The following is a 24,357-nucleotide window of genomic DNA, read 5'->3' on the forward strand; positions in this document are numbered from 1 at the left end:
CCCGCGCCGGGCAAATACAGCGATGTCAATCCCGCATAACTTTTCGGAATGACAACGGCCGATCCTTTCATGACAGCCCCGGCGGCATCGGTATTACACTGGTCATGTCCGCACATCCAGGTCGAACAAAAACGCGATGCTGAACACCGAAACCCCCGCCCCGCAACACGCGTCCCTCGATCAATATCCCACCGCCGAGCTGGTCAACGTGCTCGTCGACGACCAGTTCAAGGCCGTCGAGGCCGTGCGTGCCGCCGCGCCGCGCATCGCCGCGGCCGTGACCGCCGCGCTGCCCCGGATGGAGCGGGGTGGGCGCCTCGTGTACGTGGGCGCCGGGACGTCCGGCCGGCTGGGCGTGCTGGACAGCGTCGAGCTGTACCCGACCTTCTCCTGGCCGCACGACCGGGCCGTCGCGCTGCTGGCCGGCGGGACGGATGCGATGTTCGTCGCCGTCGAAGGTGCCGAGGACGATGTGGACCAGGGCGCGGCCGATATCCGCAACGCGAACGTGGGGCCGGACGACGTCGTGCTGGCCGTCGCCGCATCGGGCGCGACGCCGTACGTGCTGGGCGCCCTGCGGGCCGCGCGGACGGCCGGGGCGCTGACGATCGGTTTCGCGAACAATCCGGAGGCGCCCGTCGCCGGCGAAGCCGAGATCGGCGTCACCCTGGACACGGGGCCGGAAGCCATCTCCGGCAGCACGCGTTTAAAAGCGGGCACGTCGCAGAAGATCGCGCTGAATACCTTCTCAAGCGCTTTGATGGTGCGTTTGAACAAGGTTTATGGCAACCTGATGGTAGACTTGAAGGCGACCAATGCCAAGCTGGTCCGCCGTGCCATCCGCCTGACGTCGTTCGCGACCGGGGCCGACGAGGCGGCGGCCCGCGCGGTGCTGGCGCAGTGCGACTTCCATGTCAAGGTCGCGATCGTGGCCTTGTCCAAGAACATCCCTGTCGAGCAGGCGCGTGCCCTGCTGGAGAGCGCGCGCGGCAGCGTGCGCGCCGCCCTGGCCGGCTGACGCGGCGCGGGGGCCCCAGCAACGCCCGCCGGCCGACGACGAAAGAACATGCAGACTACGCAATCCAAGAACCCGTGGCTGTGGGTGCCCTCGTTGTATTTCGGCCAGGCCATCCCCTACATCGTCGCCAACAGCCTGTCCGTCATCATGTACAAGGACATGGGGCTGTCCAACACCGACATCGCCTTTTATACGAGCCTGCTGTACCTGCCCTGGGTGATCAAGCCGCTGTGGTCGCCGGTGGTCGACCTGTTCGGCACCAAGCGCGGCTGGACGGTGTCTCTGCAACTGGTGCTGGCCGCCGCGCTGGGGGCCGTCGGCGGGACACTCCACTTGCCGTCGTTCTTCATGATCAGCCTGGCGGTCATGTGGGTGATGGCCTTCGCGTCCGCCACGCACGACATTTCCGCCGACGGCTTTTATATGCTGGGCCTGCGCCAGCAGCAGCAGGCCGCCTATGTCGGCGTGCGCTCCACGTTTTATCGGCTTGCGACGCTGGCCGCGCAGGGACCGCTCGTGATCCTGGCCGGCCATCTCTCGACATCGTTGGGCGACGTGCACCAGGCGTGGAGCATCGTGTTCTTCGTGCTGTGCGGGCTGTTCTTCGCCTTGTGCGCGTGGCACCAGGCCGTGCTGCCGCGACCCGACACCGACCACCGGGCGACCGAGGGCAAGGAGGGAATCACTAAGCCCCTTGCCAGCTTCTTCGCCACCTTCGCCAGCTTTTTCCGCAAGCGCGACATCTGGCTGATCCTCGGTTTTATTTTGACGTTCCGCCTGGGCGAGTCGCAGCTGTTGAAACTCGTCGCGCCATTCCTCAAGGACCCGGTCAGCGCGGGCGGGCTGGGTCTCACGACCGAGCAGTACGGCACCGCCTACGGCACCATCGGCATCATCGCGCTGACCATCGGCGGCCTGTTCGGCGGTTACCTGATCTCGCGCCTGGGCCTGAAACGCTGCCTGTGGCTGATGGTCCTGGCCGTGCACCTGCCCGACCTCGTGTTCGTGTACCTGTCGTCCGCGCAGCCGCAGAATTTCGGCGTCATCTGCGGCTTCCTCGCGATCGAGCAGTTCGGTTACGGCTTTGGTTTCACCGCCATGATGATGTACATGATCATGGTGTCGGAAGGCCCGTACAAGACGGCCCATTACGCGATCTGCACGGGCCTGATGGCGCTCGGCATGATGGTGCCCGGCATGTGGAGCGGCAAGCTGCAGGAGATGATCGGCTACCAGCATTTCTTCGTCTGGACGTGCCTCGCGACGATCCCCGCCTTCGCGATGGCGGCATTGGTAAAAATCGATCCGGAGTTCGGGAAGAAGTGAACAATAACCGCCTCGTGTCGCTCGACGCCTTCCGCGGTTTTACCATTGCCGCGATGGTGCTGGTCAATAATCCGGGCGACTGGGGCCATCTGTACGGCCCGCTGGAACACGCGAAGTGGAACGGCTGGACTTTTACGGACTGCATCTTCCCGTTCTTCCTGTTCATTGGCGGCGTGGCGATGGCCTTGTCGCTGGGACGCCTCGCTGCGGCCGGGGCCGACAGGCCCCGTTTGCTCGCCAAGCTGGCGAAGCGCGCGCTGCTGATCTTCCTGATCGGCTTTCTGCTGAACTTCATGCCGTATTTCAATATCGACAAAGTGCGCATCCCCGGCGTGTTGCAGCGGATTGCGCTGTGCACGTTGCTGGCCGCGCCCATCGTCGTGTATTGCGGCTGGCGCGCGCAACTGGCCGTCATCGCGGGCGTGCTGGCGCTGTACAGCGTGCTGATGCTGTACGTGCCCGTGCCCGGCATCGGCGCCGGCGTGCTGGAGCCCGGGCAGGACTTCGGCGCGTGGGTCGACCGCACGCTGCTGGGCAATCACCTGTGGGTGCAATCGAAAACGTGGGATCCCGAAGGCATCGTGTCCACGTTGCCCGCGCTGTGCAGCCAGCTGTTCGGCGTGCTGGCCGGCCGCTGGCTCGCGTCGAGCGTGGACCGCACGCGGCAGGTGGTCGGACTGGTGGTCGCCGGCATCGCGTGCGTCGCGATTGGGATGTTTCTCGATATCATTCTCATGCCGATCAACAAGAGCCTGTGGACACCGTCGTACTGCTTCCTGATGACCGGCCTGGCCTGCCTGGCATTTTCCGCATTCTATTGGCCGCTGGACGTGAGCCCCTCTTCCCGCGTACGTACGCGGGCGGCGCGCTGGACTCTTCCGTTCGTTATCTACGGCATGAACGCATTGTTCATCTTTGCGTTTTCCGGATTTGTCGCGAAAATGCTGGGCTATGTAAAATTCGCGCAGCCGGACGGCAGCCCGCATACGCTGGGGCAGGTGTTGTACGCGCCCATCGCCGCGTTGCCGGTCGGTGCCGTCAATACGTCGCTGCTGCATGCCGTGTTGTTCGATGCGTGCATGTTCCTCGTCGCGTGGGGCATGTGGCGCAAACGGTGGTTCGTCAAAGTCTAGGAGTTGGTGTTGCAACCTGATCAAAAACGACGCGCATTCGCGTTCGCGGGAGTCGCCAGTGCGCTGGCGATGGGCGGCCTCATGTCGGGCTGCAGTTCGACGCCTCCGCTGGTGAGCAACGTCCCCGCCGGCGACGAGCCGCCGCCCGCCCCGCGTGAATTCCGGGCCGCCTGGGTGTCGACCGTCGCCAACATCGACTGGCCCAGCAAACCGAACCTCTCCGCCGACAAGCAGCAGGCCGAAGCCATCGCCATCCTCGACCGCGCCAAGGCGCTGAACCTGAATGCCATCGTGCTGCAGGTGCGCCCGTCCGCGGACGCCATCTATCCGTCCAGGCTGGAACCGTGGTCGGAATACCTGACTGGCTTGCAGGGCCAGGCGCCGCAGCCATGGTACGACCCGCTGAAATTCTGGGTCACGCAGGCGCACGCGCGCGGGCTCGAGCTGCACGCGTGGTTCAACCCGTACCGCGCCCGCCACAACGGCGCCCGCTCGCCGGCCGCGCCGAACCACATCACGCGCACGAATCCGTCCGCCGTCAAGACCTACGGCAAATACCAGTGGATGGATCCGGGCGAGGAAGCCGCCGTCAAGCAGACGCTGGACGTCGTGCTGGACGTCGTGCGCCGCTACGACATCGACGGCGTCCACATCGACGATTATTTTTATCCGTACCCGATCGAGGCCCCGACGGCGACCGGTGCGGAAGGCGCGGCGCTGGAAGGCCGCACCGCGAAGGCCGAGCTGGATTTTCCCGACGAACCCGCGTGGCAGCGCTACGTGGCCGGCGGCGGGCGGCTCGATCGCGCGTCGTGGCGGCGCCAGAACGTCAACCGCCTGATCGAGGCGATGTACGAGGGCATCCACCGCGAGAAGAGCTGGGTGCGCTTCGGCATCAGCCCGTTCGGCCTGGGCCGGCCGGACCGCCGCCCGCGCGGCATCGTCGGCTTTTCGCAGTACGACAAGCTGTATGCGGACGCCGAGACGTGGCTTCAAAATGGCTGGCTCGATTATTTCTCGCCGCAGTTGTACTGGGGCATCCGCCAGCCGGGCCAGGCGTACGACGTGCTGCTCGATTACTGGCTGACGCAGAACCCGAAAGGCCGTCACGTGTGGCCGGGCCTGTTCACGAGCCGCGTCGGCGCGCCGACGAAGGAGTATCCACCGCAGGAAATCCTCGACCAGATCGACCACACGCGGGCGCGTCCGAACGCGAACGGCCACTTGCACTTCAGCATGGCGCCGCTGATGGAAAACCGCAAGGGCATCAGCGACCAGCTGCGCACCGTGTCGTATCCTGGTCCCGCACTCGTGCCCGCGACGCCGTGGCTCGGCAACGAAGCGCCCGGCGCGCCGTCCGTCGCGGCCGTGCGCAAGGGCCCGTCCGTGTATTTGAAACTCGTGGCCGGCAAGGCCAATGCGATGTACGCGATCTGGTCGCGCTTCGGCAACCAGTGGCGCTTCGCCGTGGCGCCCGCATCGCGCGTGGACTGGGCCGTGCCCGACGATGCGAAGCTGGGCGCGGCGGATGCCATCGTCGTCAGTGCCGTCGACCGTCTCGGCAACGAAAGCCCCAGGATCGAAGCCTGGCGCAAGGCATAACCTTGGGTCATGCATTGCACGCCACCATTCATTCGCCCGTTGAGCGCCTGACGGCGTACACTGGCGGGTGATCATGATCGATTCGCAACCCGAACCTATACCGCCGAGCCCGGCTGGCAGCCTGGGGCTCGGCATCGACGCCGGCGGCACCGAGACGCGCTGGGCCCTTGCCGCGCCCGGCGGCGCCATCGTGGCCGAGGGCCGCGTCGCCGGCCTGTCGGCACTGCAGATGGGCACGCCGCACGGCCGCGACGCCGTCCGCGCCACCTTCGCCGAACTGGCAACGCAAGCTCTCGTGCACGGCGTGCCGGGCCGGGTGGAAGCGGGCCTGACGGGCTTCGGCGGCGACAGCGAACTGCTGCAGCGCTGGCTCGCGGAAGAACTGCATCTCGACCCGGGCCGCATCCACTTCTGCAGCGACATGGAAATTGCCTACCGCGCCAGCTTCGCGCCGGGCGAAGGCTATCTCGTGTACGCGGGCACGGGCTCCATCGGCGCTTTCGTCGACGCGCACGGCCAGTTCCACCGCGCGGGCGGACGCGGCGTCGTGCTGGACGATGGCGGCGGCGGCTTCTGGATCGCGAAGGAGGCGCTGCGCCACATCTGGCGCCTCGAAGACGAGCGGCCCGGCAGCTGGGAACAATCGCCGCTGGCGCAAGCCGTGTTCGACTACGTCGGCGGCGCCGACTGGGCATATTCGCGCCAGTTCATCTATGGCCAGGAACGGGGCGCCGTCGGCAAGCTGGCGCTCGCGGTGGCGGCGACGGCCGATAAGGATCCCGTCGCGGCCGACATCCTGCGCGCGGCCGGCCGCGAACTCGCGCGCCTCGCGCTGGCGCTGACGGGGCGCTTCGGACCGCGTCCGGTCGCCGTGTCCGGGCGGGCGGCGGAGCTGCATCCGCTGATCGTCGACACGATGCGGACAAACGTGCCCGGCATCGCCTTGACGCAGACACCGGGCCAGGCCCATCACGCGGCGGCGCGCATGGCGCTCGCCGCCGATCCATCCAACACCACGACATCGACATGAAGACACTCGTCGCGACCCTGCTCCTCGCCCTGCTGGCCGGCTGCGCCACGCCGCCGCCCACCGGACCGCAATACGACCACACGTACACGGCCCGCGGCCAGAGCAGCCGCGCGCGCTTCCTCGTGCTGCACTACACCGTCAGCAACCGTGCGGATTCGATCAAGATCCTGACCCAGCAGGAAGTCAGCGCGCATTACCTCGTCACGGACGATCCCGTCCCCGTCATCTACAACCTCGTCGACGAAAAGAACGCGGCCTGGCATGCCGGTAACTCGAGCTGGAAGAATTTCACGCAGCTGAACAACAGCTCGATCGGCATCGAGATCGTCAACCCGGGCTGGCAGGACACGCCGGGTGGCCGCGTCTACGCGCCGTTCCCGCAAGCGCAGATCGACGCGCTGATCCCGCTCGTGCGCGACATCGTCACGCGCCACCACATCGCGCCGGAAAACGTGCTGGGCCACTCCGACATCGCCCCGCTGCGCAAGCAGGACCCGGGCCCGATGTTCCCCTGGCGCCAGCTGGCGGCTGCGGGCCTCGTCGCGTGGCCGGATGCGAACCGCGTCGCGATGCTCGTGCCGATCTTCCAGGTCCAGCTGCCGGACATCGCCTGGTACCAGAAGAAACTGGCGACGTGGGGCTATGGCCTCGTCCAGTCGGGCGTGCTCGACGAGCAGACGCGCACCGTGCTGTCGGCATTCCAGATGAAATACCGTCCGGCCAACATCGACGGCAATCCGGACGTCGAGACGGCAGCGCTGCTGGAAGCGCTGACGAACCCGACCGGTCCGCTGCCGCAGCCGTTGCCGGCGCCGGTCATCACGGCGCCTGTCATCATTCCGGATGCGACGCCGGTGCCGCCCGCGCCGCCGGTACCTCCCGCGCCGCCCGCGTCGCCGGTACCGCCGGTACCGCCGACACCGGAGGCTGTTCCTCCGACGCCGCCGGTCCCGGCGCAGCAGTGATCGGGAACTGAGCGATGCGCCTGCGCCATATCGAAGTCTTCCACGCCATCATGCAGGTCGGTACCATCAGCGGCGCCGCGCAGGTCCTGCACATCTCGCAGCCGGCCGTGACGAAAGTCCTGCAGCACGCCGAACTGCAACTGGGCATGCCGCTGTTCGAGCGCGTGCGCGGCAAGTTGATTCCGAAGCCGGAGGCGCACCGCCTGTTCGCCGAGACGGAAAAACTGAACCGCGACCTGCAAGGTATCCGCCGCCTGGCCGCGAGCCTGAAAAACCGCGCCGAGGAAACCGTGCGGCTCGTCTCCACGCCGACGATCGCCGTTTCCGTGCTGCCCGCCGCGCTGACCGTGTGGCGCCGCGACTTCGCGCAGACCCGCTGTGAGCTCGCCACGTTCCACACGAACGAGATCGTGAACGCGTTGCGCCTCGGCGAGGCCGACCTGGCGCTGTCGCTGCAGGACCCGCGCCACCCCGGCATCGAAGCGGAGCCGATCGCGCAGGGCGCGCTGATGGTGATGGCGCCGGCCGGCACGTGGACCGCCGCGGAGTGCGCGCAACCGATCACGCCGTCCGGCCTCAGCGGCGAGTTGATCGGCCTGGCCGACCGCGACCCGCTCGGCGAAATGGTCGTGGCCGCATGCGAGGCGCAGGACGTGCACCCGGTGTTTCGCACCGTCGTGCAGACGTACCAGATCGCGAGATCTCTCGTCGAGGCGGGTGCGGGCACGGCGGTGCTCGATCCGTTCACGGCCGCGTCCGCCGCGCCGGGCAAGGTGCAGTGCCGCCCGTGGGCGCCGACGATCCCCGTCCAGCTCTACCTGCTGACGGCCAGCCACGCGCCGCTGTCGCACGGCGCGCGTGAACTGGCCATGTGCATCGGCGCCACGGCGCGCAATTTGTTGGATCAAGGATGTGCATGAATACCATCGCCAGCGAGCACATCGCCCGCCACCCCGAGTTCCGCCACCTGTCGACCATCGCCGGCATCGCCGTCGACCTGCGCTACGCGACCCCGGACAACTTCGTCGGCCGTGATTTGTACTCTCCCTACGATTGCGCCTGGCTGCACCGCGACGCGGCGTTTGCGCTGGAGCGCGTCGTCGCGTGGCTGAAGGCCCGACGTCCCGGCTGCACGCCGCTCGTCCTCGATGCGCTGCGTCCGCAGCGCGTGCAGCAGCAACTGTGGGATGCGCTGGCCGGTACCGATCTGCAGATGTATCTCGCGCATCCGCAGCGGGGTTCGATCCACTCGTTCGGGATGGCGCTGGACATCACGATCCTCGATGAGCAGGGCCGTGAGCTCGACATGGGCACGGGCTTCGACGACATGACGGAACTGTCCCATCCCGCGCTGGAAGCCCGCTTCCTGGCCAGCGGTGACCTGTCGGCGGAGCAGGTGGCCAACCGGCAATTGCTGCGCGACGCCATGTGCCAGGCCGGTTTCGTCGGCATCAACACGGAGTGGTGGCATTTCGATTGCGGCGACCGCAACCTCGTGCGCCAGACTTTCCGCCGCGTGCTCTGACCCCGTCGCACGGTGCTGTCGCGCCACGCTGACGGCACCCGTGCACGCTTGAGCAAGCTCATTCTCCTGAATTTCTCCGCCGGGACAATCGGTCCACTGACCCACGCCCACGCGAAGGAGAAAGAGATGAAGAGCTCGTTGTTGTCCGGTTTTATCCTGCTGATCATGACCGCGCTGGCCGGTTGCAGCACCGACGCCGGCAGCCGGTTCGCCGCGCGCGACACGACGGTCGAGTACTACCGCGTATTCGACATCAAGACCGACGCCGCACGCGAGGCCGTGGCCGGGGCGGCCACCGCAGGCCTCAACCGCAATGTGAAGGAAGCCTCCGTCGCGACGCCGGCCGCCGAGGCCACCGAGCTGCCGGGCCACTTCAGGATGGCCGACCCGACGAGCGCGGCGCCCGGCACCGCCGTCGACAAGAGCCCGAGCTGCGAAGGCGCCGCCTGGACCGCCAAGGCCGCCCCGCAAGTACGCGGCGGCGACAACATGAACATGGTCGCCTGCCTGTTCCCGTACAAGAACGGCTACCACCTCGACATGTACGCCGTGTTCACGAAGCCCGAAGGCGGCTGGCTGTCCTGGCCGCGCCGGGTCGGCGGCATGATGCTCGGCACACCGGAAAAATTCACCGAGACCACGATGCTGGACATCGTGCGCTCGATCCGCGCGAACACGAAGGCGCAAGTGTCGCTGGTGGAAGCGAAGCCCAATCTGCCGGGAACGCCGTGGCTGGAGGGTGGTGACGCGCCGCTCGCCGCAGCCGGACAGGTCAGCAAGCCGTAGGGTGGGCGGCTATACCCGGTGGCGGGCACCGCGTTGGCGTCACCGCCGCCCACGCGGTGATACGCGACGGCGGCTCCGTCGAGACCGCGAGCGGCACCATTCACGCGACGGCGGCTCCGTCGAGACCGCGAGCGGCACCATTACGGTGTAGCGGTACCGTTCGCAACACCCGTCGCCGACGGTGTCCCATCCAGCCGCGCGACCCAATCGACGAGCGCATCGAGCACGGCCCGGCCGCGCCCGTTGCCGACCCGGTCGCTGTTGACGAAGGCGACGAGCACACACTGCCTGCCGTCCGCATCCGGCACGTAGCCGGCCAGCGCGACGACGTTGGACAGCGTGCCCGTCTTCAGGCGCGCGCGGCTGGCGGCGGGGCTGTCGTGCAGGCGGCGGCGCATCGTGCCGTCCACGGCCGCGATCGGCATGCTGGTCTGGAGTTCCGGCGCCCAGTTGCTGCGCAGGCCCGCTTGCAGCAGGCCCGCCATCTGGATGGGCGTGATGCTTTCGATGCGCGACAGGCCGGAGCCGTTTTCCACGACGAAGCCGGTGTCGTCGATGCCGTGCGTGCGCATCCAGGCGCGCACGACGGCCTCGCTGCGGGCAAGCGTCGTCAGGGTCGTGCCGGATGTGTTGGGCTGCGGATGGCTGCCCAGCACGGGGTCCGGTTCGAGCGCGCCCAGGCTCAGGAAGAGCAGGCGGGCGAGGGCGTTGTCGGAGGGCTTGTTGATGTCGCGGATGACTTCCGGCAGCGGGCGCGACACGTGTTCGGCCAGCAGGCGCGTACCCGGCGGCGTGGCGCCTTCGACGGCCGTGCCCGTGATGGTGCCGCCCAGCGTCTTCCACTGGCGGCGCACGAGGCGGGCGACGTATTCCTGGCGGTCGATCACGTTGATCGACTCGCTGGCCACGCAGTTTTTCGGGAAGGTGCCGTGCAGCACGACCTTGATGCCGCCGCCCGGACGCGGCACGGCTTCCGGCAGCTTCCACCCGTGTTCCCAGGTGGCGCAGTCGGCATCGATGAGCTTCATGTCCGTGTCGACGGTGACGCCGTCGAGCTCGGGCTGCATCGCGACGCGCACGCGCGTGGCCGGTTTGCCGTCCGGGCGCGGCGTCGAGCGGATGTCCAGTTGCAGCATGTTGCGGTTGACGAACAGCGCGTCCGGGATGGCGTTGTAATAGGCCTCCGGCGATTCGTCGAACGGCGGCACGCCGACGTTTGCGCGGGCCGGATTGAACAGCGTGCGGTCGACGACCAGGTTGCCGTCGATCCGGCGGATGCCCTGGTAGCGCAGGGCGCGCAGCATGGTCGTCAACGTCTCGGTGGACAGGTCGACGTCGGCGCCGCCGCGCAGCACGAGGTCGCCGCGCAGCACGCCGCCCTTGACCTCGCCCGTCGTGCGCATCTCGGTGCGGCCGCGGAACACGGGGCCCAGCTGCTCGAGGGCGACCAGGGTCGTGACGAGTTTCATCGTCGATGCGGGGTGCAGCGGATGGTCGGCCAGGTGCGACAGCACCGTCTTGTCGCCGCGCAGGACGAGCGCGCTCACGGCATCCTCGGGAATCCCCGCCGTGCGCAGGGCGTCCGTGACGGGGATCGGCAGCGGCGTCGTCATCGACGCCGGCGGTGACGGTTGCAGCTGGGCCGCGGCCGGCATGCCGATGCCCAGCAGCGCGGCGGCGAGAAGAGTCAGTGCGTGACGACGAAGCATGCCTGTCCTTTTTGTTGTTGCTATAGTCATTATCCGAAGAACACGTAAGCCACGGAGATGGCCGCGATGATGCCGGCAAAGTCGGCGATCAGCCCGCAGGAAATCGCATAGCGCGTCTTGCGCACGCCGACGGAGCCGAAGTACAGCGCGACGATGTAGAACGTGGTATCCGCCGAGCCCTGGAAGATGCACGCGAGGCGGCCGACGAACGAATCGACACCATACGTCTTCATGGCGTCGATCATCAGCGCGCGCGACCCGCTGCCGGAAAGCGGCTTCATCAGTGCGGTGGGCAGCGCGGGGGTGAACGCGGTGTCGAGGCCGGCCATGCGGATGAGCCATTCCAGGCCCTGCACGACGAAGCCGAGCACGCCGGCATTGCGGATCACGGAGATGGCGACGAGCATGCCGACGAGGTAGGGGATGATCGTGAGCGACGTCTGGATGCCGCCCTTGGCGCCCTCGATGAACGCCTCGTACACGTTCACGCGCCGAATCATCGCGCCGACGATGAACACGACGATGATGGAGAACAGGATCAAATTGCTCGCGACCTTGGAGACGGTCTCGATTTCCGGCTTCGTCAGGTATTGCGTGAAATACCAGATCAGCGTGGCGATGGCGGCCGTCATGCCGCCCAGCCAGCCCAGCACGACGCCGTTCAGCAGATTGATGCGCTGGCGGATCGACACGGCGATGATGCCGGCGACCGTGGCGACATAGGTCGCGATCATGCATGGGATGAAGATGTCGGACGGGTCTTTCGCACCGAGGATCGCGCGCTGCGCCATGATCGCGAGCGGGATCAGGGTGAGGCCCGACGTGTGCAGCACGAGGAACATGATCTGCGCGTTGCTGGCCGTGTCCTTGTTCGGATTCAGCGTCTGCAGGCTTTCCATCGCCTTCAGGCCGAACGGCGTCGCGGCATTGTCCAGGCCGAGCAGGTTCGCGGAAAAATTCATCACCATGTGGCCCGTGGCCGGGTGGTCCTTCGGCACTTCCGGGAAGATGCGCGAAAAGAAGGGAGAAATGATTTTCGCCAGCCAGCCGACGGCGCCGGCCTTCTCGCCGATGTTCATGATGCCGAGCCATAAGGTCATCACGCCGGCCAGCGGCAGGGCGATGTCCATCACGCCCATCTTGGCCGCGTCGAAGGTGCCGTCGATGATGCGCTTGAAAATCTCGGTATCCCCGAGAAAGATCCATTGGGCCAAAGCCGCGACGAAGCCGACGAGGAAGAAGCCGATCCAGATGTAATTTAATGCCATGGTGTCGTAGATGCAGGCAATGCCGGGCCGCGTAGGCCTGAGCTCGATTGTGCAGCGGAGAGTATAGGCGCTGAGCAAGCTGCACTGATGAAAGTATGGGCCGGGGATATGTAAAAAAGTTATGCGCCGCTGGGAAGCTTGGCGTTCTCTCATCACGTACCGTATTGCTTGCGCCCAAGGCCTGAGCCTATGATACGCAACGCTTCCAGGACCTCGCCATGCCGACTCGCCGCACCATCCTCGCTTCCCTGCTGTTCACCGCGCTCGCCCCATTCGCCGCCGCGCAAGGCCCGGCACCCAAGGTTCTGCACATGTTCCTGTCGACCAGCGAGACGGGCATGGACCCGGCCGTCGCCTCCGACATCGCCACGTTGTCCCTGCTGGAAAACCTGTTCGATCCGCTGCTGCGCTACGACTACCTCGCGCGCCCCGTCAAACTGCAGGGCAATGGCGCGAAGGACCTGCCCGAGACCTCGGCCGACGGCCTGACGTACACCTTCCACATCCGCCCCGGCATGCGGTTCACGCCCGACCCGGCCTTCAAAGGTCCGCCGCGCGAGGTGACGGCGGCCGACTACGTCTACAGCATCCAGCGCCTGTATGACCCGACGTTGAAATCGCCGTGGTCGTTCATGTTCGAGGGAAAACTGCTGGGCGACGCGGCGTGGAAGGACCGCTTCAGCTACGCGACGAGCATCCCCGGCCTGCAGGCCGTCGACCGGTACACGCTGCGCATCCGTCTTTCCGAGCCGGATAACAATTTCCTGTTTTACCTGGCCACGCCGGCGACGGGTGTCGTCGCGCGCGAAGTGATCGAGGCGTATCCGGGCCAGGCCGGCAATCACCCTGTCGGCACGGGGCCGTTCATGCTGGGGGACTGGAAGCGCAGCGACCGGATCGTCCTTGTGGCGAATCCGACGTCGACGTCCGTGTTTCACTCCAGCGTGGCAACGGACCCGGCGGCCGATCCCGGCGACCGCGCCATCGCGCGTGCGCTCGAAGGGCAAAAGCTGCCGCGCGTGGACAAGGTCGACATCAAGATCGCCGAAGAATTCCAGGGCCGCATGCTGGGCTTCCTGAACGGCGAATATGACTACCTGGAGCAGGTGCCGGAATCGATGACGGACATGGTCATCAAAAACGGCAAGCTGAAACCCGAGCTCACCGCGCGCGGCATGCAGCTGTATCGCTTCCCCGTGCTGCAGACCTACTACATGTGGATGAACATGGAGGATCCGGTGCTGGGGGGCTATTCGAAGGAAAGGGTGGCGCTGCGCCGTGCGATCTCGCTCAGCTACAACAGCGCCGAGGACATCGCGCTGCTGAAACAAGGGTTCGCGATCAAGGCCGAATCGCCGCTGCCGCCCGGCGTGCTGGGCTATGACCCGAACTACCGCAGCCCCGTCCCGTACGATCCGGCGATGGCGAATGCCTTACTCGACCGCTTCGGTTACGACAAGCGCGACTCCGACGGATTCAGACGGCAGCCGAAGCCGAACGGCGGCGGCACCGAGCCATTGACGCTGCAGATGAGCAGCGAAGCCACGGTCGGCGGCCGCCTGCGCGACGAACTGTGGCGCAAATGCCTGAATGCCGTCGGCCTGCGCGTCGTGTTCAAGTCCGATAAAAAGACGGAGATCATCAAGGCGTCGCGCCTCGGCAAGGTGCAGATGTTCGAGAGTAACTGGATCGCCGACTTCCCCGACGGCGACAATTTTTACCAGCTGCTGTACGGCCCCAACGCCGGCCGCGCCAACTACGCCCGTTTCAACCTGCCGGCCTACAACGAACGCTACGAGCAGGCGCACGCGCTCAAGGATGGTCCCGAGCGCCAGAAGCTGTATTTCGAGATGAACCAGCTGATCCACGCCTATAACCCGTGGGTGCCGCTGACGCATGTACTCTCGGCGGATATCCGACAACCGTGGCTCAAAAACTACAAACGCCACCCCGTCGAATTCACGCAATGGCGTTATCTGGATGTCGATGTTGCGGAAAGGACACGTGCTGCAAGAGGGAAGTGATACTTTTTGCTAGATTGACTGTGTGAAATATTCCCTGCAGTTATAGTCAGCGCCGGAATTTTCATTGGCTGGGCGCGCGTCAGTGCGCTTACCTTTGAATCAACAATTCATGCCAACGTCATCGTGCACCAAGGAGAGCCACGTGAAGTTAAAGAAGCTAGCGACCATGATCGCCGTGATCGGTACCGCAGCCCCGGCCGTCGCGCAGCAAGCGCAAACGGACAAGCCGATCGCGCGCGTCGAGATCACGGGTTCCAGCATCAAGCGCATCGCCACCGAAGGCGCGCTGCCGGTGCAGACGATCACGATGGACCAGCTGGACAAGCAGGGCGTCACGAACGCGGAACAGCTGATGCGCCTGATTTCGGCCAACGGCACGGGCGCGGACAATATGACTTCAGGTAATAACGTGTTCGGCGCGGATGCCGACCGCGTCAGCGGCGGCGGCTCGTTCGCATCGCTGCGCGGCCTGGGCCCGACCGGCACCCTCGTGCTGATCAACGGCCGCCGCATTTCCGGCTACGGCCTGTCCGGCAAGGCGGTCGACCTGAACACGATCCCGCTGGCGGCCGTCGCCCGTATCGAAGTGCTGAAGGATGGCGCATCCGCGATCTATGGCACGGACGCCGTCGGCGGCGTCATCAACTTCATCCTCAAGACGAATTTCGAAGGCCTGCAGGCGAATGCCACCGGCAACTGGACGGAGCACGGCGGCGGCGCCACCCGCCGGCTGCAGGTCGTGGCCGGTCACGGCAACCTGGACACCGACCGCTTCAACGTCATGGTGGCCGTCGGCTACGACCGGAACAACGAACTCGATTCGCACCAGCGCTCGTTCGCCAACGGCTACCAGCCGGCGCGCGGCCTGTCGCCGGACACCACCGGCACCCCGGTCGCCAACCAGCTGACGGGCGCCGGCACCGCGCTGGGCTCGAACTTCCAGATGCCGGGCGATCCGAACAAATACCTGCAGGCGGGTCTCCTCTCCCTGCAGGGCAAGTGCGACAGCGTGCAGGGCATGAACCAGTACGCGACGGCGCTGTGGAAGGACGTGACGTCGCCGCTGCGCTCGACCTATTCCTGCGCCTACGACTACGGCGGCGACTACGTGATGCAGTTGCCGACGGAGCGCACGAACGGCGTCGCCCGCGCCACGTTCCAGGTCAACCCGGACCACCGCGTGTTCGCCGAAGCCGTCGCCGCGCATACGAATTCGCTGGCGATCCTGACGCCGGCGCAGATCTCCACGTCGCTCGCGAACGGCAACGCGTATCCGGTGGGGGGGCCGTACTACCAGGACCTGTCGCCGTACATCGCTTCGTTCGACAAGACCAAGCCGATCATCTACAAATGGCGCGCCTGGCCGCTGGGTAACCGCACGCAGAACTACACGACCGACACCGTGCGCCTGATGACGGGCGCCGAGGGTCTCCTGGCCGGCAAGTGGGACTACAAGATCGACTTGTCGCACAGCGAGAGCCACACCAAGACGGACCTCGTCGACGGCTATGCCTACACGAGCGCGCTGTACCAAGTGCTGGGCAGCGGCGTCGTGAACCCGTTCGCCGCGCCGTCGCAGGGCCAGAGCGCCGCCGCGATGCAGGCGCTGGAAGGCACCAAATTCTACGGCCGCCTCCAGCACGGCAAGACGACGCTCACGCAGTTCAACGCCTCCATCTCGGGCGAGATCTGGCAACTGCCGGCCGGCCCGCTGCAGGGCGCGATCGGCACCGACCTGCGCCGCGAGGGCTATGGCTTCGCGCAGGACGTCGACGCGACCAAGATCCTGCTGGCGCCGGGTAACGCGAACCAGGACACGGTCAACCGCAACGTCAAGGCGATCTACACCGAGCTCGTGGTTCCGGTCATGAAGAACCTGGAACTGCAGCTGGCGCTGCGCCGCGACGACTACAGCCTGATCGGCGCAACGACGAATCCGAAGATCGCGTTCAGCTACCGTCCCACGAGCTGGCTGATGCTGCGCGGTTCGGCCAACAAGGGTTTCCTGGCGCCGAGCTTCGCCCAGCTGTATTCGGGCCGCCTGGACCAGGAACTGCCGAACGGCGTGTCCGACCCGGTCGGCTGCGCGTCCCACCAGGGCGACCCGCGCTACTGCGCGATCGAGCGCCTGAACTACTTCAGCGGCGGCAACCCGAACCTGCGTCCGGAGACGTCCAAGCAGGGCACCCTGGGCTTCATCGTCGAGCCGAACGCGAACTTCTCGATGTCAGTTGACTACTGGGCGATCAACGTCAAGGACCGCATCCTGAACCGCACGCCGCAAGTGGTGCTGGCCAATGCGGCTGCGCTGGGCGAGTACATCCACCGCAATGCGGACGGTACCATCGATTACGTCGACGCGGGCTGGATCAACGCGGCCGGCCTCAAGACGCGCGGCGCCGACGTGGGCCTGCGCGGCCGCGGCAACCTGCCGGACGGCTGGCGCTGGAACGCGACCCTCGACGGCACCTGGACGCAGAGCTACCAGTTCGCCGAGTTCGAAGGCCAGCCGTACGTCGAATACGTCGGCAATTTTTATACGCGCGACATTTACCTGCGCTGGAAGCACAACGCCACGTTCAGTGTGAACAAGGGCGCATGGAGCTTCCTGCTCAGTAACCTGTACCGCGACGGCTACAAGGACCAGGTGCCGAACGGCGGCAAGGGCACGCCGCCGGCGGGCTTCAATCCGCACGTCGCCAGCTACACGACGTGGGGCCTGTCCACGACGTACACGGGCTTGAAAAACACGACGATCACCGTCGGCATCCAGAACCTGTTCGACCGCGACCCGCCGTTCACGGCGCACAACGTGGACGAAGTCGTGGGCGCCGGCTGGGATCCGCGCGTGGCCGACCCGCGCGGCCGCTCGCTGAGCTTCGACGTCAAGTACCGCTTCTTCTAACCGGTAGCGCCAGTATCCTTGGCACGACCTGCGGCCCGCGACCATGGAAGCCACAAGCTTCCGCGGCGCGGGCCGTTTTACTTGAACCCACCATGAACGGCAGGCGCAGATTCAACCAGATGATGGCGGCGGCATTGTTGCTGCGCTTCACGTCTCTTCCTGCGCCTGCGTGGTCCGCATCGAAAACCATGACACCACTGATCAAACCACCGCGCCTGCGCCGCGGCGACGTCGTCGGCCTCGTCGCGCCGGGCGGCTACACGAGCGACGCCGCCATCGAGAAGGCGGTCCAGCACATTGAGGCGCTGGGCTTCCGCGTCAAGCTGGGCACGTACCTGCGCGACGTGTGGGGCAATTACGGCGGCACGGTCGCGGCGCGCATCGCCGACCTGCACGCGATGTTCCGCGATTCCGACGTGAAAGCCATCTGGGCGATCCGCGGCGGGTCCGGCTGCATCTCGCTGCTGCGGCACCTGGACTACCGCCTGATCCGCACCCATCCGAAGGTCCTGCTGGGCTACTCCGATATCACCGCGCTGCACCTCGCCATCCACCGCCACGCGGGCCTCGTGACGTTCCACGGCCCGGTCGCATCGAGCACGCCGTCGGCCTATTCGACGGAGCACCTGCTGGCCGTGCTGACGGAGCCGAGAGACGCCTACACGATCCCGATGTCGGCGGAGAACGACCGCCGCGCGCTGGAAGAGCCGTGGTATGCGACGCGCACCGTGCACGAAGGCGTCGCCGAGGGCCCGCTCATCGGGGGCAATCTGTCGCTCGCGAGCGCGCTCGCGGGCACGCCGTACGCGGCGGATTTCACGGGCGGCCTGCTGTTCCTCGAAGAGGTGAACGAGGAGCCGTACCGCATCGACCGCTGGATGACGCAGCTCGACCTCGCCGTCGGTTTTGATAAAGCTGCCGGCGTCATGATCGGCATCTGCGAGAACTGCGGACCGCAGGGCGACGGGCCGTCGCTGACCTTGGACGAGACCCTCGACGTGCACCTGCAGCCGCTGCGCGTGCCGGCGGTGACGGGGTATTCGTTCGGGCATATCCGCAACCAGTTCACGATGCCGGTCGGGATCCGGGGCCGGCTGGATACGGAGGCGCGGACGGTGACGTTGCTGGAGGCAGCCGTTAGCTGAAGCCCGTCGCCCCGCGGAGGCGGGGGCCCAATCTTGTATGCGTTATCGCAGCGCCAGCAACTTGGGTTCCCGCCTTCGCGGGAACGACGTTTCAACGTAGCGGCTCGTGCTTACCACCGCCACGCCTCCTGCAACCGCTCCTTCAGATACTCCACGAACACCCGCACCCTTGGCGCCAGATTCCGCTGGTGCGGATACACCGCATGCAGCGGCGCCGCCGCCATCGCGTGGTTCGGAAGCACACGCCGCAAACGCCCGGCTGCCAGGTCATCCCCCACGTCCCAGATCGATTTCAGCGCGATGCCGCTGCCGGCCAGCGCCAGCTGCTGCGCGGCGCCGCCGTCGTTCGTGAGGAAGGCGGCATCCACGCGCACGGGCGCCGTCTCGTCGCCGTCGAATTTCCAGTCCGTGCGGCGTTGATCGCCGATCACGATGCAGCGGTGGCCCGCCAGTTCGGCCGGCGTGCGCGGTTCGCCGTGGCGCTGCAGGTACGCCGGCGACGCGCACAGCACGCGGTAGTTCGGCGCCAGCGCGCGCGCGACGAGCGAGGATGCTTCCAGCGCGCCGTAGCGGATGCCGAGGTCATGACCGCTGTCCAGCAGGTCGACGACGGCGTCAGTCAGCTCGAGCTGGATGGTCACCTGTGGATGCAGCTCCTGGAACGCGGCCGCGATCGGCGCCAGCCAGCGCCGCCCGAATTCGCCCGGCGCCGTGATGCGCAACAGGCCGTGCACGCCGTCGCGGCGCTGCGCGAGCAGGGCTTCGGCCTGCTCGACTTCGTCCAGGATGCGCAGCACGCGCGCGTGGAACAGCCGACCTTCGTCCGTCAGCGTCTGGCGCCGCGTCGTGCGCTGCAGGAGGCGCGTGCCCAGGCTCGCTTCCAGCAAGGACAGGCGCTTGCTGACGACGGACACGGGCACGTCCAGCTCGCGCGCGGCGGCGGACAGGCTGCCGGCCGAGACGATTCGCGCGAATGCGACGAGGGCAGGGAAGTTGTTGGCGAGCGTGTCCATCTTGCGCTTTTTGGAAACAATGATTTCGTATTCTGCCGCTATTTTTCGATCAGCGTGAAATCTATGATGGGCTCATCGACACCAGGAGCATCACCATGAAAGCTTTTACTATCCTCGCCGCCGTGCTGGTGGCGCTGCCGGCCTGCGCGGACGAACAACTCGTCAGCGCCCGGCAAGTCATCGTCGACCGGTCGCTGCCGCCGGCGCAGCGTGACGCGGACATGCGGGCGGCGCGCCATTACGCCACGTTCTGGCACACTGGCGACGAACGCTTTGCCCGCGCCGCGCTCGCAGCCGATTTCACGGACCGCACACTGCCGCCGGGCCGCGCGCAAGGCGTGCCGGGGCCGCTGGCCGCCTCCAGGTTCGTGCGCACGGCGATACCCGATCTGCAGGCCGACCTGCTACAACTGATCGTTGCGGGCGACCGCGTCACCGTGCACTATCGCTTCCACGGCCATTTCACGGGACGGTGGGCTGACAGACAGGGGCAGGGGCAAGCGATCGACTTCATTGCCACCGACATCTATCGCATCGCGGACGGGAAGATCGCCGACAACTGGCACATCGAAGACAACCTCACACTGATGCAGCAACTGGGCCTCGTCGCCCGTTGAAAGGGACCATCATGCACATCGATTTGACCGGCAAGACCGCACTCGTTTCCGCCTCCACCGCAGGCATCGGCCTGGCGACCGCCATCGGGCTCGCCGACGCGGGCGCCACCGTCATCCTCAATGGGCGCTCCGTGGATGCGCTCGAACGTGCCCGCGCGGCCGTGCTGGCGCGGGTGCCGGGCGCGCAATTGCGTGGCGTCGCCGCCGACCTTGCGACGGCGGAAGGCGCCGCGGCGCTATTCAACGCCGAGCCGCACGTGGACATCCTCGTCAACAACGCGGGCACGTACGGGCCGCAGGATTTCTTCGAGATCGACGACGCCACGTGGGAGCATTTTTTCCAGCTGAACGTGATGTCGGGCGTGCGCCTCGCGCGGCACTACCTGAAGGGGATGCTGGAACGGGACTGGGGCCGCGTCGTGTTCATCTCGTCGGAATCGGGGCTGAACATCCCGGCCGACATGATTCACTACGGGATGACGAAGACGGCGCAGCTGGCGATATCGCGCGGGCTGGCGAAGCTGGCGGCCGGCAGCGGCGTCACCGTCAACGCGGTGCTGCCGGGGCCGACCCTGTCGGAAGGCGTGCGCGCCATGCTGGAAGGGGCGGCGAAAGAAGCCGATACGTCGGTCGAGCAGGCGGCGACGGACTTCGTGCGCACGCACCGCCCCAGCTCCATCCTGCGCCGCGCGGCGAGCGTGGACGAGGTGGCGAACATGATCGTCTACGTGTGCTCGCCGCAGGCCTCGGCCACGACGGGCGCGGCGCTGCGGGTGGATGGCGGGGTGGTCGACACGATCGCTTAGTCTCGCGCCCCGACCTTTACGCGACCACGTCGTCGATCTGCGTGGCGACTTCGTCGAAGGCGGCGCTGGCGCGGTCCTCGCCCATGTTCACGCCTTCGGCGTAGATGAACTCGACGTCCGTCATGCCCATCAGGCCCAGCACGCCCTTCAGGTACGGCACCTGCGAGTCGCGCTCCGTATCGCGGTAGATGCCGCCTCTGGCCAGGCCCACGTAGACCTTCTTGCCGGTGACAAGGCCTTCCGGACCGTTCGCCGTGTAGCGGAAGGTCTGGCCGGCGCGGGCAACGGCGTCGATCCACGATTTAATTTGCACGGACACGCTGAAGTTATACATCGGCACGCCCAGCACGATCACGTCGGCGTTTTTCAGCTGTGCGATCAGCGCATCGTCCAGCGCCACGCGGGCGCTTTGCTCCGGCGTGCGTTGTTCGGCGGGCGTGAACAGCGCGGACAGCGCGGCTTCGTCCAGCACGGGGTGCGGGTCGCGCGCCAGGTCGCGCAGCTCGACCGTCGCTTCCGGATGACGTGCTTTCAGGCGCGCCGTGATCGCGTCGGCGACGCGGGTGGAGTTCGAACCGTTGGCACGGGCGCTACCGTTGATTTGCAGGATGTTCATCGTGTTCTCCAGAAGTGTTGGGTCGATGGAGAACATTCTATTGAGACTCTTCGACGGGATTAAGCCGGGTTTCCGGATATCATTGTTCCATTTATGGGACGGGAGTCTGGGCCATGGTGGATGCAAACGATCTGATCCTGTTCGTGCGGGTCGTCGACGCGGGCAGTTTTTCGCAGGCGGCCGAACGGGCCGACCTGCCGAAGTCGACGCTGTCGCGCCGCCTGACCCTGCTGGAAGAAGCGCTGGGCGAAAAGCTGTTCGTGCGCAGCACGCGGCGCGTGGCGATCACGGCGTTCGGCGAGCGCATCCTGGAGCATGCGCGCCGCCTCGTCGACGAAACGGAAGAAGTCGCGGCGCTGGCCCAGCACCGGCAGGAAACGCCGCGCGGCGAATTGCGCGTGTCGATGCCGGCCGACCTCATCGAATCCGACTTCGCCGCCTTCTGCCAGGCGTTCCAGGCGCGCTATCCGGACGTCCGGCTGCGCATCGACCTGTCCCCGCGCCGCGTGGACCTCCTGAGCGAACGTTTCGACGTGGCCGTGCGCGCCGCCCAGCACCTGCCCGACGATGCGACGCTCGTCGCGCGCAAGCTGTTCGACGTGGGCCAGGGTTTGTTTGCCAGCCCGGATTACCTGGCCGAACACGGCACACCGGCGACGCCCGATGACCTTGTCGAGCATGCCTGTCTTGCCTACACCGGACACGACGGTACGACGCTGCCGTGGGTGCTGGCGCGCGGCGACGAGCGCTGGGAGCACGTCGTGCAGGGACCGCTGGTATGCAATTCGCCCCGGTTGCAACGCGAAATGGCGTACCGCGGCGCGGGCATCGCCGCGCTGCCGGCCGACGCCGCCCTGCGCGACTGGATCGGCAACGGCCGCCTGCGCCGCGTCCTGCCCGACTGGTCGCTGCCGACGGCCAGCCTCTGGTGCGTGATGCCGGGACGGCGCCTGATGCCGGCGCGCACGCGTGTGTTCGTCGACATGCTGAAGGCGCACATGGATGCCGTCATGAGCGGATAATTTTTGAAAACGCTTGACACATGTGCGTACGCACATAACACTATGACCATGACTGCTTCCGAACGACTCATTGCCTGCAACTGCTTCGCCTCCCGCAAGGCGGCGCGTCTGGTGACGAAGATGTATGAAGACCACCTGTCGCGCGTGAACCTGACGAGCACGCAGTTCTCGATCCTGGTCTACATCGACGAGGTCAAAGAGGGCTCGATGAAGGATCTCGCCGAGGCGATGGTGATGGAGCGCACGAGCGTGATCCGCGCGCTGCAGCCTTTGGCCCGCGACGGCCTCGTGGCCATCGGACCGCATGAGGGCGACGCGCGCCGCAACGTCGTGCGCCTCACCGATGCGGGCCGCGCCAGGCTGGCGCAAGCGATGCCCGTGTGGCAGACGGCGCAGGCGGAGTTCGAGAGCAAGTTCGGCGCAGGGCCGGCCGGGGAGTTGCGTCAATCGCTGTCGACGCTGGCACCGTAGCAAAACATTTTGCACCGATATGTGCGTATGCTCGCCGCTGATCCGACCCGCGACGCCGTCGAGAAATCGACGGCATGAATCGTAGGGTGGGGTATGTGAGGCCGGGGGCCTCGCATACGAACGTGCCCACGCGGACGCCGGCATGGCGCACACGTCACGCGCGGGCACGGCGAGCCCACCCTACCGGGCTTCGAATACCAAACAGGTCGTCGTCGCATGCGCATACAGCCGGCCCTGCGCATCGACGATCCGCCCTTCTGCCGTCGCGAGCTGGCGGCCGCAATGGAGCACCGTGCCGATCGCGCGCAGCGGCCCGCCGTCGAGCCGCGCGCCGCGCACGAGGTTCACGCTCAGCTCCGCTGTCGTGTAGGCGTATCCCGGTTCGAGCGCCGTCTGCACGGCGCAGCCGACGGCCGAGTCGAGCAGGGTCGCGTACCAGCCACCGTGCACGGTCCCCATCGGATTCAGGTGTATTGCCTGCGGCGTGCCCTGGAACGTGGCCTTGCCCTTCTCGACCTCGACGAGGAAGAAGTCGAGCGTCTCGGCGATGTGCGCATACGGGAAGCGGCCGTCGAGCAGCGCTTCCATGATGGCCAGGCCCGTCATCCCGCGCGCTTCCTGCGCCGGCACCACGCCCGGACGTCCGCCGCCCTGCTCGATGCGCGCACGCACCGCGCGCAGCTGTTCTTCCCATTGTTGTGCCACCGTCGGCTGCGTCTCCATGCGATCCTCCTGTCGTGTGATTGGGTGTATATGCAAGGCTCCGGTGGATTATGCACGGGTTCCGGCGTCCCCGGGGTTATACTCGCTAGAGGGACGGCACTAACGCCATCCCGGCAATGGAATACCGTACATGACATCGAACGACCCCCTGTGCAACTGCCTCGCCCTGCGCCAGGCGTCGCGTTACATCACCGGCGTGTACGACCAGGTGCTGAGCGAGGCCGGCCTGCGCGTCACGCAGTTCTCCATCCTGTACAAGCTGCTGGGGCTCGGGCCGATGACGGTCAACCAGATGTCCGCCGAACTGGTCATGGACCGCACGACCCTCACCCGCAACCTCAAGCCGCTCGAGCGCGATGCCCTCGTGACGACCGGTCCCAGCGAGCACGACAAGCGTGAGCGCGTGATCGTCCTCACGCCGGCCGGCAAGGCCAAGGTGAAAGCCGTGCTGCCGCTGTGGCGCCGCGCCCAGCAGACCTTCGAACAGAACTTCGGCAGCGAACGCGCACTCGAACTGCGCATGCTGCTGCGCGCCGTCGTCGAGACGGGCATACACGAGCCCGAAGTCAAATAAATCCGCTCGCCGGCAGGCCGCGCGTCATGCGTCTTTCAAAATACGTGTATATACTCCTATTTGCACGATCCCGCCATCC

At 66.5% G+C, this 24,357-nt stretch carries 22 protein-coding genes and 1 pseudogene; 17 read left to right on the forward strand and 6 right to left on the reverse strand.

Annotation, left to right across the window (positions count from 1 at the left end; all coding sequences use genetic code 11):
• Window positions 1-136: 136 nt before the first annotated feature.
• From murQ to ACL58G_RS05150, 9 genes and pseudogenes are all read left to right on the forward strand, one after another.
• Window positions 137-1,018 (forward strand): N-acetylmuramic acid 6-phosphate etherase, encoded by an 882-nt coding sequence (gene murQ, locus ACL58G_RS05110; RefSeq protein ID WP_440965541.1) that lies wholly within the window; start codon window positions 137-139, stop codon window positions 1,016-1,018.
• Between the two features lie 48 nt (window positions 1,019-1,066).
• Window positions 1,067-2,344 (forward strand): MFS transporter, encoded by a 1,278-nt coding sequence (locus ACL58G_RS05115; RefSeq protein ID WP_413381010.1) that lies wholly within the window; start codon window positions 1,067-1,069, stop codon window positions 2,342-2,344.
• Window positions 2,341-3,477: an acyltransferase family protein gene (locus tag ACL58G_RS05120; protein WP_440965543.1), complete on the forward strand. Its 1,137-nt coding sequence runs from the start codon at window positions 2,341-2,343 to the stop codon at window positions 3,475-3,477. The genes ACL58G_RS05115 and ACL58G_RS05120 overlap by 4 nt, the downstream gene beginning before the upstream one ends.
• 9 nt (window positions 3,478-3,486) lie before the next feature.
• Complete coding sequence (locus tag ACL58G_RS05125; RefSeq protein ID WP_440965545.1) at window positions 3,487-5,079, forward strand: glycoside hydrolase family 10 protein; 1,593 nt, start codon at window positions 3,487-3,489, stop codon at window positions 5,077-5,079.
• A gap of 73 nt (window positions 5,080-5,152) precedes the next feature.
• A complete protein-coding gene (locus ACL58G_RS05130; RefSeq protein WP_440965547.1) occupies window positions 5,153-6,109 on the forward strand; it encodes an N-acetylglucosamine kinase in 957 nt (318 codons plus the stop codon).
• Window positions 6,106-6,882, forward strand: a pseudogene (locus ACL58G_RS05135) (N-acetylmuramoyl-L-alanine amidase); the annotation flags it as partial. The gene ACL58G_RS05130 and the pseudogene ACL58G_RS05135, both read left to right, overlap by 4 nt.
• 206 nt (window positions 6,883-7,088) lie before the next feature.
• On the forward strand, window positions 7,089-7,994 hold the full coding sequence (locus tag ACL58G_RS05140; RefSeq protein WP_440965548.1) for a LysR family transcriptional regulator: 906 nt from the start codon (window positions 7,089-7,091) through the stop codon (window positions 7,992-7,994).
• Window positions 7,991-8,599, forward strand: coding sequence for a M15 family metallopeptidase (locus tag ACL58G_RS05145; protein WP_440965549.1), 609 nt, complete (start codon window positions 7,991-7,993; stop codon window positions 8,597-8,599). Before ACL58G_RS05140 ends, ACL58G_RS05145 begins: the two co-directional genes overlap by 4 nt.
• Before the next feature lie 126 nt (window positions 8,600-8,725).
• Window positions 8,726-9,385, forward strand: a complete 660-nt coding sequence (locus ACL58G_RS05150; RefSeq protein ID WP_413339374.1) for a hypothetical protein — start codon at window positions 8,726-8,728, stop codon at window positions 9,383-9,385.
• A 140-nt stretch (window positions 9,386-9,525) separates the two neighbouring features.
• On the opposite strand, the gene dacB is transcribed toward ACL58G_RS05150, so the two are convergent.
• Window positions 9,526-11,094, reverse strand: a complete 1,569-nt coding sequence (gene dacB / locus ACL58G_RS05155; protein WP_440965551.1) for a D-alanyl-D-alanine carboxypeptidase/D-alanyl-D-alanine endopeptidase — start codon at window positions 11,092-11,094, stop codon at window positions 9,526-9,528.
• A gap of 29 nt (window positions 11,095-11,123) precedes the next feature.
• Window positions 11,124-12,362, reverse strand: a complete 1,239-nt coding sequence (locus ACL58G_RS05160; protein WP_440965553.1) for a nucleoside recognition domain-containing protein — start codon at window positions 12,360-12,362, stop codon at window positions 11,124-11,126.
• Between the two features lie 218 nt (window positions 12,363-12,580).
• On the opposite strand from ACL58G_RS05160, the gene ACL58G_RS05165 reads away from it, so the two are divergent.
• Both ACL58G_RS05165 and ACL58G_RS05170 read left to right on the forward strand, forming a co-directional pair.
• On the forward strand, window positions 12,581-14,386 hold the full coding sequence (locus tag ACL58G_RS05165; protein WP_440965555.1) for an ABC transporter substrate-binding protein: 1,806 nt from the start codon (window positions 12,581-12,583) through the stop codon (window positions 14,384-14,386).
• Window positions 14,387-14,528: 142 nt separating this feature from the next.
• Window positions 14,529-17,291 carry a TonB-dependent receptor gene (locus ACL58G_RS05170; protein ID WP_413381030.1) on the forward strand — a complete coding sequence of 921 codons (2,763 nt, stop codon included), beginning with the start codon at window positions 14,529-14,531 and terminating at the stop codon, window positions 17,289-17,291.
• Here the strand turns inward: ACL58G_RS05170 and ACL58G_RS05175 are convergent.
• Window positions 17,272-17,442 (reverse strand): hypothetical protein, encoded by a 171-nt coding sequence (locus tag ACL58G_RS05175; protein ID WP_413381032.1) that lies wholly within the window; start codon window positions 17,440-17,442, stop codon window positions 17,272-17,274. The genes ACL58G_RS05170 and ACL58G_RS05175 overlap by 20 nt on opposite strands.
• 37 nt (window positions 17,443-17,479) lie before the next feature.
• On the opposite strand from ACL58G_RS05175, the gene ACL58G_RS05180 reads away from it, so the two are divergent.
• A complete protein-coding gene (locus ACL58G_RS05180; protein ID WP_413381034.1) occupies window positions 17,480-18,436 on the forward strand; it encodes a S66 peptidase family protein in 957 nt (318 codons plus the stop codon).
• A 110-nt stretch (window positions 18,437-18,546) separates the two neighbouring features.
• On the opposite strand, the gene ACL58G_RS05185 is transcribed toward ACL58G_RS05180, so the two are convergent.
• On the reverse strand, window positions 18,547-19,449 hold the full coding sequence (locus ACL58G_RS05185; RefSeq protein ID WP_413381036.1) for a LysR family transcriptional regulator: 903 nt from the start codon (window positions 19,447-19,449) through the stop codon (window positions 18,547-18,549).
• Between the two features lie 32 nt (window positions 19,450-19,481).
• Between ACL58G_RS05185 and ACL58G_RS05190 the strand changes: the two genes are divergently transcribed.
• A complete protein-coding gene (locus tag ACL58G_RS05190; protein ID WP_413385939.1) occupies window positions 19,482-20,066 on the forward strand; it encodes an ester cyclase in 585 nt (194 codons plus the stop codon).
• Between the two features lie 11 nt (window positions 20,067-20,077).
• Window positions 20,078-20,872 (forward strand): SDR family NAD(P)-dependent oxidoreductase, encoded by a 795-nt coding sequence (locus ACL58G_RS05195; protein WP_413381038.1) that lies wholly within the window; start codon window positions 20,078-20,080, stop codon window positions 20,870-20,872.
• 16 nt (window positions 20,873-20,888) lie between these two features.
• Here the strand turns inward: ACL58G_RS05195 and ACL58G_RS05200 are convergent, their stop codons facing one another.
• A complete protein-coding gene (locus ACL58G_RS05200; RefSeq protein ID WP_440965558.1) occupies window positions 20,889-21,488 on the reverse strand; it encodes an FMN-dependent NADH-azoreductase in 600 nt (199 codons plus the stop codon).
• Window positions 21,489-21,601: 113 nt separating this feature from the next.
• Between ACL58G_RS05200 and ACL58G_RS05205 the strand changes: the two genes are divergently transcribed.
• Together ACL58G_RS05205 and ACL58G_RS05210 are read left to right on the forward strand one after the other, a co-directional pair.
• Window positions 21,602-22,510: a LysR substrate-binding domain-containing protein gene (locus ACL58G_RS05205; protein WP_440965560.1), complete on the forward strand. Its 909-nt coding sequence runs from the start codon at window positions 21,602-21,604 to the stop codon at window positions 22,508-22,510.
• A 48-nt stretch (window positions 22,511-22,558) separates the two neighbouring features.
• Entirely contained in the window at window positions 22,559-22,981 is a 423-nt protein-coding gene (locus ACL58G_RS05210; protein ID WP_440965562.1) for a MarR family winged helix-turn-helix transcriptional regulator, read from the forward strand.
• 180 nt (window positions 22,982-23,161) lie between these two features.
• Here the strand turns inward: ACL58G_RS05210 and ACL58G_RS05215 are convergent, their stop codons facing one another.
• Window positions 23,162-23,704, reverse strand: a complete 543-nt coding sequence (locus tag ACL58G_RS05215; protein ID WP_440965564.1) for a PaaI family thioesterase — start codon at window positions 23,702-23,704, stop codon at window positions 23,162-23,164.
• A 130-nt stretch (window positions 23,705-23,834) separates the two neighbouring features.
• Here ACL58G_RS05215 and ACL58G_RS05220 point away from each other — a divergent pair, with 130 nt between their 5' ends.
• A complete protein-coding gene (locus ACL58G_RS05220) occupies window positions 23,835-24,278 on the forward strand; it encodes a MarR family winged helix-turn-helix transcriptional regulator (protein WP_036233287.1) in 444 nt (147 codons plus the stop codon).
• The last annotated feature ends 79 nt before the right edge of the window (window positions 24,279-24,357 follow it).

The organism is Massilia sp. GER05 (assembly GCF_052056005.1).
GTDB lineage: Bacteria > Pseudomonadota > Gammaproteobacteria > Burkholderiales > Burkholderiaceae_D > Telluria > Telluria orientalis.

Excerpts from the sequence above, each read along its gene's own strand:
- dacB (WP_440965551.1), bottom strand. The coding sequence starts at position 11,094 with ATGCTTCGTCGTCACGCACTGACTCTTCTCGCCGCCGCGCTGCTGGGC.
- ACL58G_RS05180 (WP_413381034.1), top strand. The coding sequence starts at position 17,480 with ATGACACCACTGATCAAACCACCGCGCCTGCGCCGCGGCGACGTCGTC.
- ACL58G_RS05145 (WP_440965549.1), top strand. The coding sequence starts at position 7,991 with ATGAATACCATCGCCAGCGAGCACATCGCCCGCCACCCCGAGTTCCGC.
- ACL58G_RS05205 (WP_440965560.1), top strand. The coding sequence starts at position 21,602 with ATGGTGGATGCAAACGATCTGATCCTGTTCGTGCGGGTCGTCGACGCG.
- ACL58G_RS05210 (WP_440965562.1), top strand. The coding sequence starts at position 22,559 with ATGACTGCTTCCGAACGACTCATTGCCTGCAACTGCTTCGCCTCCCGC.
- ACL58G_RS05165 (WP_440965555.1), top strand. The coding sequence starts at position 12,581 with ATGCCGACTCGCCGCACCATCCTCGCTTCCCTGCTGTTCACCGCGCTC.
- ACL58G_RS05160 (WP_440965553.1), bottom strand. The coding sequence starts at position 12,362 with ATGGCATTAAATTACATCTGGATCGGCTTCTTCCTCGTCGGCTTCGTC.
- ACL58G_RS05200 (WP_440965558.1), bottom strand. The coding sequence starts at position 21,488 with ATGAACATCCTGCAAATCAACGGTAGCGCCCGTGCCAACGGTTCGAAC.
- ACL58G_RS05185 (WP_413381036.1), bottom strand. The coding sequence starts at position 19,449 with ATGGACACGCTCGCCAACAACTTCCCTGCCCTCGTCGCATTCGCGCGA.
- ACL58G_RS05195 (WP_413381038.1), top strand. The coding sequence starts at position 20,078 with ATGCACATCGATTTGACCGGCAAGACCGCACTCGTTTCCGCCTCCACC.
- ACL58G_RS05150 (WP_413339374.1), top strand. The coding sequence starts at position 8,726 with ATGAAGAGCTCGTTGTTGTCCGGTTTTATCCTGCTGATCATGACCGCG.
- ACL58G_RS05130 (WP_440965547.1), top strand. The coding sequence starts at position 5,153 with ATGATCGATTCGCAACCCGAACCTATACCGCCGAGCCCGGCTGGCAGC.
- ACL58G_RS05140 (WP_440965548.1), top strand. The coding sequence starts at position 7,089 with ATGCGCCTGCGCCATATCGAAGTCTTCCACGCCATCATGCAGGTCGGT.
- ACL58G_RS05115 (WP_413381010.1), top strand. The coding sequence starts at position 1,067 with ATGCAGACTACGCAATCCAAGAACCCGTGGCTGTGGGTGCCCTCGTTG.
- ACL58G_RS05215 (WP_440965564.1), bottom strand. The coding sequence starts at position 23,704 with ATGGAGACGCAGCCGACGGTGGCACAACAATGGGAAGAACAGCTGCGC.
- murQ (WP_440965541.1), top strand. The coding sequence starts at position 137 with ATGCTGAACACCGAAACCCCCGCCCCGCAACACGCGTCCCTCGATCAA.
- ACL58G_RS05220 (WP_036233287.1), top strand. The coding sequence starts at position 23,835 with ATGACATCGAACGACCCCCTGTGCAACTGCCTCGCCCTGCGCCAGGCG.